The organism is Streptomyces sp. NPDC048734 (assembly GCF_043198675.1).
Classification (GTDB): domain Bacteria; phylum Actinomycetota; class Actinomycetes; order Streptomycetales; family Streptomycetaceae; genus Streptomyces.
On sequence record NZ_JBICUZ010000012.1, the window covers coordinates 230,677 to 245,326 of the forward strand.

14 protein-coding genes are annotated in these 14,650 nt (G+C 72.6%); 8 read left to right on the top strand and 6 right to left on the bottom strand.

Annotated features, from left to right (window positions below):
• Positions 1-85 precede the first annotated feature (85 nt).
• Positions 86-919 (top strand): aldo/keto reductase, encoded by an 834-nt coding sequence (locus ACGFQC_RS28265; protein WP_363089689.1) that lies wholly within the window; start codon positions 86-88, stop codon positions 917-919.
• 193 nt (positions 920-1,112) lie between these two features.
• Here the strand turns inward: ACGFQC_RS28265 and ACGFQC_RS28270 are convergent, their stop codons facing one another.
• Positions 1,113-1,580, bottom strand: a complete 468-nt coding sequence (locus tag ACGFQC_RS28270) for a peroxiredoxin (RefSeq protein ID WP_363089690.1) — start codon at positions 1,578-1,580, stop codon at positions 1,113-1,115.
• Positions 1,577-1,966 (bottom strand): hypothetical protein, encoded by a 390-nt coding sequence (locus tag ACGFQC_RS28275; protein ID WP_363089691.1) that lies wholly within the window; start codon positions 1,964-1,966, stop codon positions 1,577-1,579. Before ACGFQC_RS28275 ends, ACGFQC_RS28270 begins: the two co-directional genes overlap by 4 nt.
• 514 nt (positions 1,967-2,480) lie before the next feature.
• On the opposite strand from ACGFQC_RS28275, the gene ACGFQC_RS28280 reads away from it, so the two are divergent.
• The 3 genes from ACGFQC_RS28280 to hemC all read left to right on the top strand — a co-directional run bounded on the left by ACGFQC_RS28280 (position 2,481) and on the right by hemC (position 5,917).
• Positions 2,481-3,173, top strand: a complete 693-nt coding sequence (locus tag ACGFQC_RS28280) for a response regulator transcription factor (protein WP_363089692.1) — start codon at positions 2,481-2,483, stop codon at positions 3,171-3,173.
• Between the two features lie 869 nt (positions 3,174-4,042).
• A complete protein-coding gene (locus ACGFQC_RS28285) occupies positions 4,043-4,819 on the top strand; it encodes an NPP1 family protein (RefSeq protein WP_363089693.1) in 777 nt (258 codons plus the stop codon).
• A gap of 162 nt (positions 4,820-4,981) precedes the next feature.
• Complete coding sequence (gene hemC / locus ACGFQC_RS28290) at positions 4,982-5,917, top strand: hydroxymethylbilane synthase (RefSeq protein ID WP_363089694.1); 936 nt, start codon at positions 4,982-4,984, stop codon at positions 5,915-5,917.
• A 25-nt stretch (positions 5,918-5,942) separates the two neighbouring features.
• Here the strand turns inward: hemC and ACGFQC_RS28295 are convergent, their stop codons facing one another.
• Positions 5,943-6,461 (bottom strand): hypothetical protein, encoded by a 519-nt coding sequence (locus ACGFQC_RS28295; protein ID WP_363089695.1) that lies wholly within the window; start codon positions 6,459-6,461, stop codon positions 5,943-5,945.
• 507 nt (positions 6,462-6,968) lie between these two features.
• Here ACGFQC_RS28295 and ACGFQC_RS28300 point away from each other — a divergent pair.
• Entirely contained in the window at positions 6,969-7,760 is a 792-nt protein-coding gene (locus ACGFQC_RS28300) for a SigB/SigF/SigG family RNA polymerase sigma factor (protein WP_363089696.1), read from the top strand.
• A 187-nt stretch (positions 7,761-7,947) separates the two neighbouring features.
• Here ACGFQC_RS28300 and ACGFQC_RS28305 read toward each other — a convergent pair whose 3' ends face one another.
• The gene (locus ACGFQC_RS28305; RefSeq protein WP_363089697.1) at positions 7,948-8,298 is read right to left on the bottom strand and encodes an ANTAR domain-containing protein; all 351 of its coding nucleotides are present in this window, start codon (positions 8,296-8,298) and stop codon (positions 7,948-7,950) included.
• A gap of 103 nt (positions 8,299-8,401) precedes the next feature.
• Between ACGFQC_RS28305 and ACGFQC_RS28310 the strand changes: the two genes are divergently transcribed.
• The gene (locus tag ACGFQC_RS28310) at positions 8,402-9,208 is read left to right on the top strand and encodes a VOC family protein (protein WP_363089698.1); all 807 of its coding nucleotides are present in this window, start codon (positions 8,402-8,404) and stop codon (positions 9,206-9,208) included.
• A gap of 16 nt (positions 9,209-9,224) precedes the next feature.
• Here ACGFQC_RS28310 and glgX read toward each other — a convergent pair whose 3' ends face one another.
• Both glgX and ACGFQC_RS28320 read right to left on the bottom strand, forming a co-directional pair.
• Positions 9,225-11,372, bottom strand: coding sequence for a glycogen debranching protein GlgX (glgX, locus tag ACGFQC_RS28315; RefSeq protein ID WP_363089699.1), 2,148 nt, complete (start codon positions 11,370-11,372; stop codon positions 9,225-9,227).
• The gene (locus tag ACGFQC_RS28320) at positions 11,369-11,878 is read right to left on the bottom strand and encodes a pep a2 (RefSeq protein ID WP_363089700.1); all 510 of its coding nucleotides are present in this window, start codon (positions 11,876-11,878) and stop codon (positions 11,369-11,371) included. Before ACGFQC_RS28320 ends, glgX begins: the two co-directional genes overlap by 4 nt.
• 294 nt (positions 11,879-12,172) lie before the next feature.
• Between ACGFQC_RS28320 and ACGFQC_RS28325 the strand changes: the two genes are divergently transcribed.
• Both ACGFQC_RS28325 and ACGFQC_RS28330 read left to right on the top strand, forming a co-directional pair.
• Positions 12,173-12,469, top strand: a complete 297-nt coding sequence (locus ACGFQC_RS28325; RefSeq protein WP_363089701.1) for a DUF5133 domain-containing protein — start codon at positions 12,173-12,175, stop codon at positions 12,467-12,469.
• Between the two features lie 72 nt (positions 12,470-12,541).
• Positions 12,542-14,497 (top strand): alpha-1,4-glucan--maltose-1-phosphate maltosyltransferase, encoded by a 1,956-nt coding sequence (locus ACGFQC_RS28330; RefSeq protein WP_393288849.1) that lies wholly within the window; start codon positions 12,542-12,544, stop codon positions 14,495-14,497.
• The last annotated feature ends 153 nt before the right edge of the window (positions 14,498-14,650 follow it).

Below are 14,650 nucleotides of genomic sequence, written 5' to 3' on the forward strand. Positions count from 1 at the left end.
GCCCCGTCCCGCCCCGCCCCTCCGGTTGAGATATCCCCGGCCCCTCGGCGAGGGTGGGGGGACGACACAGCCGAGGGAAGGCCTGATGGTGAACCACGTCCCCGCCCGCACGCTCAACGACGGAACGACCCTGCCGGCGATCGGTCTCGGCACCTGGCCGATGGACGACGCGCAGGCGGAGGAGGCGGTGGCGGGCGCGCTCGGCCTGGGCTGCCGCCTGATCGACACGGCGACGAACTACCGCAACGAGACCGGCGTGGGCCGCGGGATCGCGCGCGGCGGGGTGCCGCGCGAGGAGATCGTGGTGACGACGAAGCTGCCGGGCCGCCACCACGGCTACGACGAGACCCTGGCCTCCTTCGAGGAGTCCCGCCGACGGCTCGGCCTCGACCGGATCGACCTGTACCTGATCCACTGGCCGTTGCCCCGCGTCGACAGGTACGTCGACTCCTGGCGCGCCATGATCAGACTGCGGGAGGAGGGGCTGGTCAGGTCGATCGGCGTCTCCAACTTCACCGCCGCGCACATCGAGCGGCTGGAGGAGGAGACGGGTGCGCTGCCCGCCGTCAACCAGATCGAGCTGCACCCGCTCTTCCCGCAGGACGCGCTGCGCGCCTTCCACGAGTCCAAGGGGATCGTCACGGAGAGCTGGAGCCCGCTGGGCCGCGGCTCGGCCCTGCTGGAGGACCCGGCCGTGGTCTCCGTCGCCGAGGCCCACGGTGTCACCCCCGGCCAGGCGGTCCTGCGCTGGCACCTCCAGCTCGGCGCGGTGCCCATCCCGAAGTCCTCGGACCCCGAGCGGCAGCGGGCCAACCTGGACGTGTCCGGCTTCGAGCTGGGGGCGGCGCAGATGGCGGCGATCGCGGACCGGACGCCCCGGCGGCTGGGCGGGGATCCGGAGAGCCACGAGGAGTTCTGAGCCGGGGCGCCCGCGAGGGCTCCGGCACCCTCCGGAAAGGAAACCCTCAGGGGCGGACGGGAACGGCTCGGTGACCACCGGGCGGAGGCCGGCGTGCGCCGAGCCGTCCCGAGCGGCCTCTTCTCCCGTCGCGTCCCGTTGCTCTCCCGTCGCGTCCCGTCGCGTCCACCGCGGCGGGACGGCCCCGCGGCTCTCAGGTGCGCCGGGCGCGCAGCGCCTCCAGGGCGCGGTCGGCGTGGGTGTTCATCCGCAGTTCGCTGCGGACGGCCGCCAGGACGGTGCGGTCCTGGCCGATGACGAAGGTGACGCGTTTGGTGGGGGCCAGGGAGAAGCCGCGTTTCACGCCGAAGAGTTCCCGCACGGTGCCGTCGGCGTCGGACAGCAGCGGCATGCCGAGCGTGTGGCGGCCGGCGAACTCCTGCTGCCGGTCCACGGAGTCGCCGCTGATGCCGACGGGACGCGCGCCGACGGCGGCGAACTCGGCGGCGAGGTCGCGGAAGTGGCAGGCCTCCGCGGTGCAGCCGGCGGTGAGGGCGGCGGGGTAGAAGAAGAGGACGACGGGTCCCTCGGCGAGCAGTTCGGTGAGCCTGCGGACGGTGCCGGTCTCGTCCGGCAGCGCGAAGTCCTCGACCAGGTCACCGGTCTCGAGTGCCTTGCTCACGAGGTTCCCCCCGTCTTCGGCGTGTTCCGTGCGACATTGCGGGCCCACAGCACGAGGGGCACCTGAAGGGGCAGCCGACCGATGGCGGCGGCCTTGAACGGGGCCGGGCGCTGCCGCCAGTCCACGGCCATCTTGACGTTGGCGGGGAAGACGCCGACGAAGAACGCGGCCGTCGCCAGCGCGGTCCTCCTGCGGGTCGCGGGGAGGGCGATACCGGCTGCCAGGGCCAGTTCGACGGCACCGCTCGCGTACGTCCAGATCCGTGGCGAACCCGGCAGGGCGCGCGGCACGATCGCGTCGAAGGTGCGCGGCGCGGCGAAGTGGGCGACGCCCGCGGAGGCCAGGAGGCCCGCGAGCAACAGGGGTGAACGGTGGGACCGGGTCACGGCTCTCTCCTCTGACGGCCTGACGCGCGAGATTACCGGAGAGTAGAAACCGCTCCGTCGGTGGGGCCCGGCCCGCGGGGCGGGGCCCGGCGTCAGGCGGGGCCCGGCGTCAGGCGGGGCCCGGCGTCAGGCGGGGCCCGGCGTCAGGCGGGGCCCGGCGTCAGGCGGGGCCCGGCAAACGCCGTCCGTCCGTGCCCCGGCCAGCTGCCCGCAGTCCGCAGTCCGCAGTCCGCAGTCCGCAGTCCGCAGTCCGCAGTCCGCGCCGACGGTGCGGGCCAGGGAGTCGTCGTCCGTGCGGGGGAAGGCGGCGGTGGTGGCGGCTCATCCGCGCGGGCCGGAGTCCCCCTCCCGGCGTACTGGCGCGGCGGACCGTACGGCGGGACGAGTACGCCGGACCTGCGGCGACCGCACGACGACACCGGGCGCCGCGTCCGTCACCATGGAGGCAGCCCTCTCCCGGACCACGGCCGGGTACCCCGACCGGCCCGCGGTACGGACCCCGAGAACGGACGCCATGACCATCCGCGTACTGCTCGCCGACGACCAGGCCCTGCTGCGGGCCACCTTCCGGATCCTCATCGACTCCTGCGACGACATGGAGGTCGTCGCCGAGGCCGCCGACGGCGCCGAAGCGGTCGGACTGACCCGCGAACACCGGCCGGACGTCGTCCTGATGGACATCCGCATGCCCGGCACCGACGGCCTCGCCGCCACCGCCGCGGTCTGCGCCGCCCCGGACCTGTCCGCCACGCGCGTGCTGATCCTGACGACCTTCGAGATCGACGAGTACGTCGCCGCCGCGCTGCGCTCCGGCGCGAGCGGCTTCCTGGGCAAGGACGTCACCGCCGACGTCCTCCTCGACGGCATCCGCACCGTGGCCTCCGGCGAGTCCCTGCTGTCACCGCTCGCCACCCGTGCCCTGATCACCCGCTTCCTCACCTCCCCCGCCGAGGGCGCCCGGCTGGCCGCGCCCGACGACCTGTCCGTGCTCACCGCACGCGAACGCGAGGTGATGGCCTGGGTGGCCGAGGGCCACTCGAACGACGAGATCGCCGAGAAGCTGTTCGTGAGCCCGCTGACCGTGCGCACCCACGTCCACCGTGCCATGACCAAGCTGGGCGCCCGTGACCGTGCCCAACTGGTCGTCATCGCCTACCAGACGGGCCTGGTCCAGGCTCCGCCGCTGCCGCCGGGCAACCACCTCTGACCGGCGGGACCGGTCCGCCGGCCGGTCCCGGCCGCCCGGATGGCCGGGCCACCGCCTCCGGCCAGGGGAACCCCGTCGGCCGGGGCGCCACGGCACGGGCCCGGCGACACGTCCCCCGTGGACCTGCCGCTGATCGCCCCCGTGCTCGCCGCCCCGGCGCCCTGCCGCCTCGGGCCCGGGACGCGCGCCGGGCGCACGAGACCGAGCAGGACGGGCAGCGGGCGGTGGTCCACCTCCCCGGTGACGGCACCCTCGTGCCGCACGCCCGCCCCGGCGAGGACGTCAGCGGGGCCTGCCCCGAACTGCGCGCGCCGGTCGGCGCCCTCGCTCGGCACCACGGCGGCCGTGCTGCCGGACGAGGAGGGTCTCGGTCCGAACGGGCAGGGCCGCGCCGGCTTCCGGTTGCACCGGTCCCGGACGGGTCCGGCCCTGGCGCCGGGGAAGGCGGCACGGCTCGCCGCGACCACCGCGTGGACCTGGTGCACCAGGCGCCGTCCGACGTGACGTGGCCGGCGGACGGTTGTCTGCCGCGGGCCGCCGCGACCGGGGTGTGTCCCTTCGACGCGGCGCCGGGCGCCCGCCGGGTACGGGCCTCTCCGGTCGGCGAGGTCCGCCGCGGCATCCGGACCGGGCGGGGGTGCCGCGCCGGCCGTCCTGACTCCGGCTGCGCACCGGTCTGACGCCCGAGGAGTCCTCGGCAGACCTCCCGGACCCCCAAGTCTCCTGACATGGTGTCAGAAGTCATTTATTGGGCTGCGCTTCACCACCGGGACGCCCGCGGCCCCTTGGCGCGGAACTGGAGATCGGGGAAGCTGAACTCCCTTTTCCCCCACAGCCGTTCGGCTGCGCCCGGTCCTGAGGAGGACGCAGTGTCGTCACCCACGTTCAAGAAGCACCGCAGGAGATGGCTCACCGGTCTCGCCGGTGCCGCCGCGCTCGTCGTCGCCGTCCCCACGGTCGCGTACGCCGCGCCGCCCACGGCCCTCCCGGCCAACGCCGAAGCGGGCGAGCGCGCGTACTTGCCCGCCTTCGACTACGACACGGACGGCTGCTACTCGACCCCCGCGATCGGCCCCGACGGGACCGTCAACGGCGGTCTCAACCCGACCGGCGCCCTCAACGGCAACTGCCGTGACGCCTCGGACCTCGACAACACCAACAGCTACTCCCGCCACAAGTGCAACAACGGCTGGTGCGCCTACCTGTACGGCCTGTACTTCGAGAAGGACCAGGCGCTGGCGGGCACCAGCATCGGCGGACACCGGCACGACTGGGAGCACGTCGTGGTGTGGGTGCAGAACAACGCGGTGAAGTACGTCTCGACGTCCAACCACGGCTCGTTCACCGTCACCGCCGCCTCCGGGGTCCGCTTCGACGGTACCCACGCGAAGGTCGTCTACCACAAGGACGGCATCAGCACGCACTGCTTCCGGCTCGCCGGCTCGGGCGACGAACCGCCGGAGAACCACAAGGGCACCTGGCAGTACCCGCCGCTGGTCGGCTGGAACGGCTACCCGGCGGGCGTGCGCGAGAAGTTGGCCGCCTACGACTTCGGCAGCGCCCACTTCGGCCTGAGGGACGACAGCTTCGGCAACCACCTCAACTCGGCCAAGCCGGCCGGGATCGCCTTCGACGCGTACGCGTGACCCGGTGACCGGGGCCGGCCCCGGGGCGCGGGACCCGAGCGGGACGCGGGTCCGGCCGCGGGACCGGCGCGCCCGCTCCCGGCGTGATCCCGCGCCCGGGGCAGGACGCGCTTCGCCCCGAGCGTCGAACAGCGGCCCTCCCGAGGGTCTATCGTGTCCCGCATGTCCGTTCCGGAACTGATCCGCATCGTCTCCCGTGACTCGCCCATGGCCCTGGCCCAGGTGGAGCGCGTCCGCGCGGAGCTGGCCGCGCTGCATCCCGGTGTGCGCACCGAGGTCGTCCCCGTGAGGACCACCGGTGACAAGTGGCTGGGAGACCTGTCCCAGGTCGAGGGGAAGGGCGCGTTCACCAAGGAGGTCGACGCGGCCCTGCTGGCCGGCGAGGCCGATCTGGCGGTGCACTGCGTCAAGGACGTCCCGGCGGACCGGCCCCTCCCGGCCGGCACGGTCTTCGCGGCGTTCCTGAAGCGGGACGACATCCGTGACGCCCTCGTGCACCCGGGCGGGCTCACCCTCGACGAACTCCCGGCGGGGACCCGGATCGGCACCTCCTCGGTGCGCCGGGTCGCCCAACTGGCCACCACCCACCCGCATCTGGAGTGCGTGCCGTTCCGCGGCAACGCCAACCGGCGGCTGGCGAAGCTCGCGGCGGGCGAGGCGGACGCGCTGCTGCTCGCGGTGTCGGGCCTGGAGCGCATCGGGCGGCCGGACGTGATCAGCGAGGTCCTCTCGCCGGAGGCGATGATGCCGCCCATCGGCGCGGGCATCCTCGCCCTGCAGTGCCGTGCGGGCGACGACGACCTGATCGACGCGGTCAGCGGGCTCGGTGATCCCGCGACCCACCGGGAGGCCACCGCCGAACGGATGTTCCTGCACGTCCTGCAGGGCCATTGCAACAGCCCCATCGCCGGTTTCGCGCAGGTGGACCGCGGCGGCGAACTCTCCCTGCGGGCGTGCGTGTTCACCCCGGACGGCAAGACCCGGCTGAACGCCCACGAGTGGGCGGGCCGCCTCGACCCGGCCACGCTCGGCACGTCGGTGGCCGTCGCGCTGCTGCGTCAGGGCGCTCGCGAGATCATCGACGGCATCCCGCACTGAGCGGGACGGGGCGTCGGGCGGTGCGTCAGGCGGTGCCCTCTTCGGCCTGGTCGCGCAGGAAGTTGCTCACCTGGCGCGCCAGGCTGTCGCGGACCGCGGCGGGGGCCCCGGCGGGCCCCTCGTGCAGGCCGACGCCGCCGACCCACATCCGCCGCCCGGCCCACTCCTCGTCGACGCGCAGCTGGATCTGCACGTCGACCTGGCCCAGCGCGGCCTCGGGCCCGGCGGCGTACAGCACGGCGGTGGCGCGGCGCAGCGGGTAGACGTCGAACCCCTCGATGAACTGCGAGTTGCGCCAGTCGATGAAGGCGCTCTCGCCGTCGGGGCCGATCCGCACGTCGATCTGCCCGTCCTCCAGGTGGACGCCGATGCTCTGCTCGCCGCGGTTCTCGACGGTCACCCGCAGGGTGAAATACGTCAGCCCCTCGGCCGCGTCGTCGCGTCCCCGGGGCGGCTCCGCCGGCTCCAGACGGTGGACGCGGACCCGCAGACCGGCATGCTCGTCGTACTCGTGCCAGTCCCCGACCACGTTCGGCTCGTACACAGTCCACCTCTCGACTTCTACGGGCTGCTTCCTATCCGTGGGCTCGGCGCACTGTCAAATGAGCGGAATGCGGTGCGGCCAGGGCCTTCACCCCTTTTGATCGGTGATCAAGCCGTGCGCAGGAAGGATCCCGTTCCGGGCCGCGCGGGCGGCACGGCGGGAGTGCCGCACATCACGTCGCGGCCAAGATCGACGGCACCGAGAGCCCGGACGACGCGTCCGCCCGTGCCCCGGCGAGGACGCGGGGGAGGAAGAAGCCGCTCTCCCCGTCGGCGAGACCGGCGACGGCGGACGGCCGCCCGACGGAGGAAGTGCACTCAACCAGGCTAAATGGGATTATCTGTTTTAGATCGCACAGAACGGGCATCAGCCGGAAGTGCTTCGGACAGGAGGCACCTCTGTGGGAACCCGCCGACGGGCCCCGGGAGATTTCCCCCAGGTCCGAGCGAGCGTGCTTCCCACGGTGTCCGTCCATCCACCGGCACCCACCTGAGGGAGGCACGCCTGATGCGTACCACCATCAGAACCAAGCGGCACCCCCACGACGACGCACCGGACACCGCCGAGACCTTCGCCCGGCTCGCCCGGCTCCCCGACGGCCCCGAACGCCAGTCGCTCCGCGACGAACTGGTCCGCCTCTGGCTGCCCATGGCCGAACGCATAGCCGTCCGCTTCCGCGGGCGCGGCGAGTCCCTCGAAGACCTCTACCAGGTGGCGGCCCTCGGACTCGTCAAGGCCGTCGACCACTACGACCCGGACCGCGGTCGCGCCTTCGAGGCCTACGCGGTACCGACGGTCACCGGCGAGATCAAGCGCCACTTCCGCGACCACATGTGGACGCTGCACGTCCCGCGCCGGGTCCAGGACCTGCGCAACCGGGTGCGGCACGCCGCGAAGGACCTCTCGCAGACCACGTCGGGACGGGCCCCGACCCTCGCCGAGATCGCCGAGTACGCGCAGCTGACGGAGGACGAGGTCCGCACCGGCATGGAGGCCCTCGAGTGCTTCTCCGCGCTGTCGCTGGAGGCCGAGATGCCCGGCACCGACGGCTACGCGCTGGAGGACGCCCTGGGCGACCCCGACCCGGGGTACGACACCGTCCTCGACCGGGTGGCCGTCGCCCCGTGTCTGCGGGCCCTGCCGGAACGCGAGCGGACCATCCTGTACCTGCGCTTCTTCGGCGGCATGACCCAGAGCAGCATCGCCGAGCAGCTCGGCATCTCGCAGATGCACGTCTCCCGTCTGCTGAGCGGATGCTTCGAGCGGCTGCGCGAGGAGATCGCCGCCGGCCCCCACTGACCCGGCATGGGCCGACGCGGCATGCTCGCGCGTCACCGCGTCACCGCGTCACCGCGTCACCGCGTCACCGCGTCACCGCGTCACCGCGTCACCGCGTCACCGCGTCAGGCGGCGGGGCAAGCGGCGCCGGGCCGGGCGCAGAGCGGACGTCACGCCGGCGGGCGACGGACCGGGCGCAGACCGGACATCACGCCGGCGGGCGGCGCTCCAGCGGCGACGCGCCGGGAATCCGGGTGGGGCCGTGACGGTCCACCGCGTCCTCCAGCTCCGCGCGGATCTCGTCGGGCATCTGCCCGCTGCGGCCCCAGAGGAGGATCAGCTCCGCGACGTTGCGCAGCTTGATGTTCGTGTGCTGGGAGACCTCCTTCAGCACCGTCCACCCCCCGTCCGGCGTCATCCTTCCCAGCCCGACGATCACTCCGATCGCCTGGTCCACCACGGCGTGCGAGGCCACGGCGTCCTTGAGCCGGCCGACCTCCCGCTGGAGTTCGACGACGCGGTCCGTTTCACGAGGGGACTCGCCCGGTACTCGGCGCACACCTCCATCGTGCCACCGGGCCGCTCGGCAGGCGCCGTGGAAGGGTCCGGCGGGACACTGGTGGCATGCCGCAGACCGCCGATCGACCAGGAACGCGAGTGCCATGAACCATCACCGCTCCCATGCCGCCCCCGGTGCGACGGAGGTCGTCTCCACGCACTCCGTGTTCGGTGCGCCCTGCTGGGTGAGCCTGACCAGCCGGGACATGGAGGCCACCCAGAGGTTCTACGGGGCCGTCCTCGGGTGGGACTGGCGTCGGGGCAGCCTCGGCGACCACTTCCGTACGGCCCTGGTGAACGGCGTGCCCGTGGCCGGCATCGCCGGCGTCGCCTCGGTGTGGCAGATGGCGGTGGCCTGGACGCCGTACTTCGCCGTGCCGAGCGCGGACGTGGCGGCCTCCCGCGCGCGGGAGCGGGGCGGCACGGTCGCCGTCGGGCCGATCTCGCTGCCGCCGGGCCGGGCGGCGCTGCTGGCCGACCGGGACGGCGCGACCTTCGGTGTGTGGGAGGGCTCCCTGGTCGGCAACTGGGAGGCCTGGCGGCAGGCCGCTCCCGCGTTCATCCGGCTGCACACCCGCGACGCCTTCGACTCCGCCATCTTCTACGGCGAGATCCTCGACTGGGCGAGCGACCGGCCGGGCTGCTGCGAGGTGCACTACGAGGGCGGCGAGGTGGTGCTGCGCAGCCGGGGCGACGTCGTGGCCCGGATCGAGTCGGGCGCCCTGGAGGCGGCCCCCGACCCGACGATCCGGCCGCACTGGCAGGTCCACTTCGCGGTGCCGGACGTGGCGGCCTGTGCTCGGGACGCCGAACGGCACGGCGGCAGCGTGCTGGCCAAGGGCGCCGACGAGGCCGTACTGCGCGATCCCGACGGCGCCCAGTTCACGGTGACCTCGCGCCGCGGCCGCTGAGCGCCCGTGCGGCCGCCTACTCCGAGCGGCGCGGCGGCCTCGAGAGCACGATGAGGGCGCGGGCCTCCACCGTCACCTCCGCGCCCGCCTTGTACTCCGTCTCGTCGGGGCCGCCGTCCGGCTCCACCGTGTCGACGCGGACCGCCCAGCGCTCCCCGTACCCGGCACCGGGCAGCCGGAACACCACCGGCTCCCAGTAGCTGTTGAGCAGCAGCAGGAAGGAGTCGTCGACGACGGGCCGGCCGCGCGGGCCGGGTTCGGCGATGGCGTCGCCGTTCAGGAACACGCCCACGCAGTGCGCGTCGGAGCGCTGCCAGTCGCGGTCGGTCATCTCGCGGGCGTCCGGCAGCAGCCACACCAGGTCGGGCAGCGGCTGCCCGGCGTGGGTGACGGTCTCGCCGCGGAAGAAGCGGCGCCGCCGCAGCACGGGGTGGGCCGAGCGCAGGGCGATGAGACGCCGGGTGAAGTCCACGAGGTCGCGCCGCTCCCGGGCCGGCCGCCAGTCGATCCAGGAGACCTCGTTGTCCTGGCAGTAGGCGTTGTTGTTGCCGCGCTGGGTGCGGCCCATCTCGTCGCCGTGGCAGATCATCGGGATGCCCTGGGACAGCAGCAGGGTGGCGAGGAGGTTGCGCTGCTGGCGGGCGCGCAGTTCCAGCACGGCAGGGTCGTCGGTGTCGCCCTCGGCCCCGCAGTTCCAGGACCGGTTGTCGCTCTCGCCGTCCTGGTTGTCGTCGCCGTTGGCCTCGTTGTGCTTGTCGTTGTAGGAGACGAGGTCGCGCAGGGTGAACCCGTCGTGCGCGGTGACGAAGTTGACGCTGGCGCGCGGGCGGCGCCGGTTGTGGGCGTACAGGTCGGCGGAGCCGGTCAGGCGGGAGGCGAACTCGCCGAGCGAGCCCGGTTCGGTCCGCCAGAAGTCCCGTACGGTGTCGCGGTAGCGGCCGTTCCACTCCGACCACAGGGGCGGGAAGTTGCCCACGTGGTAGCCGCCCTCGCCGACGTCCCACGGCTCGGCGATCAGCTTCACGCGGTTGATCACCGGGTCCTGCTGGATCAGGTCGAAGAACGCCGAGAGCCTGTCCACCTCGTGGAACTGCCGGGCCAGGGTGGCCGCGAGGTCGAAGCGGAACCCGTCGACGTGCATCTCGGTGACCCAGTACCGCAGCGAGTCCATGATCAGCTGCAGGACGTGGGGGTGGCGCATCAGCAGGCTGTTGCCGGTGCCGGTGGTGTCGTAGTAGTGCGACCAGTCCCCGTCGACCAGGCGGTAGTACGAGGCGTTGTCGATGCCGCGGAAGGAGAGGGTGGGGCCCTTCTCGTTGCCCTCGGCGGTGTGGTTGTAGACGACGTCGAGGATGACTTCGAGGCCGGCCGCGTGCAGCTCCTTCACCATCGCCTTGAACTCGGCGACCTGCCGGCCGCGGGTGCCGTGGGCGGCGTAGGCGTTGTGCGGGGCGAAGAAGCCGATGGTGTTGTAACCCCAGTAGTTGGACAGGCCCCGGTCCGTCAGGAAGCCGTCCTGCACGTACTGGTGGACGGGCATCAGCTCGATCGCCGTCACGCCCAGCGAGGTGAGGTGCCCGGTGACCGCGGGGTGGGCGAGGCCGGCGTAGGTGCCGCGCAGTTCGGGCGGGACGTCGGGGTGGGTGCGGGTCAGGCCCCGCACGTGGGCCTCGTAGATCACCGTGTCGGCGTAGGAGCGCTGTGGGGGCCGGTCCCCGCCCCAGTCGAAGGCCGGGTCGGTGACCACGCCGAGCAGGGTGTGTCCGGCGCTGTCCCCGGGGTCGGGGCGCTCCCCGGCCCGTTCGAACAGTGAGGCGTGGTTGTCGATCTGTCCGTCGACGGCTCGGGCGTAGGGGTCGAGGAGGAGCTTGGCCGGGTTGCAGCGGTGGCCGGCGGCCGGGTCCCAGGGGCCGTGGACCCGGTAGCCGTAGCGCTGTCCGGGGCCGACGCCGGGCAGGTAGGCGTGCCAGACGAAGCCGTCGACCTCGGCCAGCGGCACCTCGCGGCTGCCGCCGTCGTCGTCGAGGAGGACGAGGTCGACGCGGTGCGCGACCTCGCTGAACAGGGCGAAGTTGGTGCCGCTGCCGTCGAAGTCGGCGCCCAACGGGTAGGGGTGCCCGCTCCAGGCGGGCACCCCTGCACTCCGGTACGGCCGGGAGGTCACCGGACGCCCTCCAGGACGCCGTGCGTCTGTTCCGTGGCGGCGAGGGCCGCGACCGGCAGTTCGCGCGGCACCTGGAGCATCTCGCGCAGGTTCCGCTCGGGGAGGGTCGGCACCAGCGGGACGCGCTCGCCGGCGCGGGCGCGCTGCGAGAACCAGATGACCTTGCTGCCGGTGTCGGTGGCGCAGCAGCCCCAGCCGTCGCTCATGGCGGCGATGCTCTCGAGGCAGGCCCGCAGGTCCTGGTCCGGGCGCAGGTCCCGGTCGTCGCCGCCGATCGCCGTGATCAGGTGCTGGCCGTTCCACCACAGCTCGACGGAGGTGTGCTTGTCCGTGGCGTGCTCGTCGATCGCGCTGAGCAGCATCTCGGTTCCACCGCAGACGGGCTCGACGAGCGTTTCGAGGTCCCAGTACCTCAGGTGTGCGGCCAGGATGCGCCTGACCTGCCGGACCCGGTCCGGGCTCACGTCCACGTCGAGGTGGTAGTAGCAGGGGACTGCGGTCTTCATCGTCGTTCGTCTCCTCACCGGCGAGGCTCCGCTCCTTCTCGGCCCGGCGGGCCGAGCCCCGAACACGAAGCGTGAGCATTGGTCGCTCCTGAGTCACAACCACCATGGGGCTGCTACGCCATTCGTGCAACACGAGCGCACCACAACCAAGATCCAACAGGACGTTGAGTGGTGGGCCGTGCACCATAAGTGAAGGCCTCGGGAGGTTTGACGGTTTCGCACCTCTGCTTACATGGCCGACCCGCTCGCCGCGGGGCGACGTACCTCTCGAACTCCCGGAAGGTGAACAGCGCCATGCTGCTACCAGCGAAGACCGAAGTCGCCAGACGTCTGCGCAGTTACCGCGCCTGGGAACGCGTGATGCTCGCGCGCCCGGGCGACCGCGCGGTGCGGGCCACCTTCGAGGACTGCGGATACACCCTGTGCGTGCTGATGGGCAAGCGTTGCGCGCGGGAGGCCGCGGACGCCGCTGAGCAGTACCTGCGCGCGGGCGCGGACACCCGGCTCCTGCGCGGCGGGGCGATCCGCAGGAACGGCGTCGCGCGGCTCGCGACGACCCGGCCGACGCTGCGTCTGGCGGCGGAGCGGTAGGACCCCGGCCGCTTCGGCCGGGGCACCAGCAGCGGGCGACGGAAACCTTTTTCAGTACAGCGGAGGTGCAGCGTGAGGTCCACCAGAGCGATCGGCCGTATCCCGGTGCGGGACGTCCATCCGCGCGTGGAGTGCGGCCGGCGGCCGGCCAAGTCCGTGAGCGGCGAGACGTTCGAGATCACCGCGACGGTGTTCCGGGAGGGTCACGACGCCGTCGGCGCGAACGTGGTCCTCAAGGGCCCGGACGGCCGCCGTGGACCGTGGACGCCGATGCGCGAACTCGCGCCGGGCACCGACCGCTGGGGTGCCGAGGTGACGCTCGACGAGGTGGGCCGCTGGACGTACACCGTGGAGGCCTGGAGCGATCCCGTCACGACCTGGCGCCGGCACGCGGAGATCAAGATTCCCGCGGGCATCGACACGGGGCTGGTCCTGGAGGAGGGCGGGCACCTCTACGAGCGCGTGGCGGCCCGGGTGCCGCGCGGCCCGGCGCGGACCGTGGTGCGGGAGGCGGCGCGCAGGCTGCTCGACGACTCGCTCCCGGTGACCGAGCGGTACGCGGCGGCGCTGGCGCCCGAGGTGGACGTGGTCCTGGCCCGCCACCCCTTCCGGGAGTTCGTCTCCGCGAGTGCCGCCATGCCCCTGCTGGTGGAGCGGGAGCGGGCGCTGTACGGCTCCTGGTACGAGTTCTTCCCGCGTTCGGAGGGGACCCCGGAGCGGCCGCACGGCACGTTCCGCACGGCGGCGCGGCGGCTGCCGGCGATCGCCGCGATGGGCTTCGACGTGGTCTACCTGCCGCCGGTCCACCCGATCGGCACGACGTTTCGCAAGGGCCGCAACAACACCCTCGATCCCGGCCCCGAGGACGTGGGGGTGCCGTGGGCGATCGGTTCGCCGGAGGGCGGTCACGACGCCGTGCACCCCGATCTCGGCACGATCGAGGACTTCGACTGGTTCGTGCAGCGGGCGCGGGAGGAGGGTCTGGAGGTGGCGCTGGACTTCGCGCTGCAGTGCTCGCCGGACCATCCGTGGGTGCACAAGCACCCGGAGTGGTTCCACCACCGGCCGGACGGGACGATCGCCTACGCCGAGAACCCGCCGAAGAAGTACCAGGACATCTACCCGATCGCCTTCGACGCCGACATGGACGGCATCGTGAGGGAGACGCTGCGGGTGCTGCGGCACTGGATGGACCACGGCGTGCGGATCTTCCGGGTGGACAACCCGCACACCAAGCCGGTGGTGTTCTGGGAGCGGGTGATCGGCGAGATCAACCGGACCGACCCGGACGTGATCTTCCTGGCCGAGGCGTTCACCCGGCCCGCGATGATGCACACCCTCGCGCAGATCGGCTTCCAGCAGTCCTACACCTACTTCACCTGGCGCAACACCAAGGAAGAGCTCACCGAGTACCTGACCGAGCTGTCGGGCGAGGCGGCCGCCTACATGCGGCCCAACTTCTTCCCCAACACCCCCGACATCCTGCACGCCCACCTCCAGCACGGCGGCCGTCCCGCCTTCGAGGCCCGCGCGGTGCTGGCCGCGACCCTCTCCCCCAGCTGGGGCCTGTACAGCGGCTACGAGCTGTGCGAGAACACCCCCCTCAGGCCGGGCAGCGAGGAGTACCTCGACTCCGAGAAGTACCAGCTGCGCCCCCGCGACTGGGCCGCCGCCGAACGCGAGGGCCGCACCATCGCCCCCCTCATCACCCGCCTCAACGAGATCCGCCGGACCCACCCCGCACTGCGGCAACTGCGCGACCTGCACTTCCACGGCACGGACAACCCCTCCGTCATCGCCTACAGCAAGCGCAGGGGCGAGGACACGGTGCTCGTCGTGGTCAACCTCGACCCCCACCACACCCAGGAGGCCACGGTCTCGTTGGACATGCCGCAACTCGGCCTGGACCGGCACGAGTCCGTGCCGGTGCGCGACGAGCTCACCGGCGAGACCTACCACTGGGGCAGCGACAACTACGTGCGCCTGGAGCCCGGCCGGACACCGGCCCACGTGTTCCACGTCCGGTGACACCCACAGCGCAGAGCGGAGACCCCAGAGCGTCATGACCGTCAACTCCCCCGTCCAGGACACCTTCGAGGACACCCCGGCCAAGGACCGCGATCCCGACTGGTTCAAGCGTGCCGTCTTCTACGAGGTCCTCGTCCGTTCCTTCCAGGACAG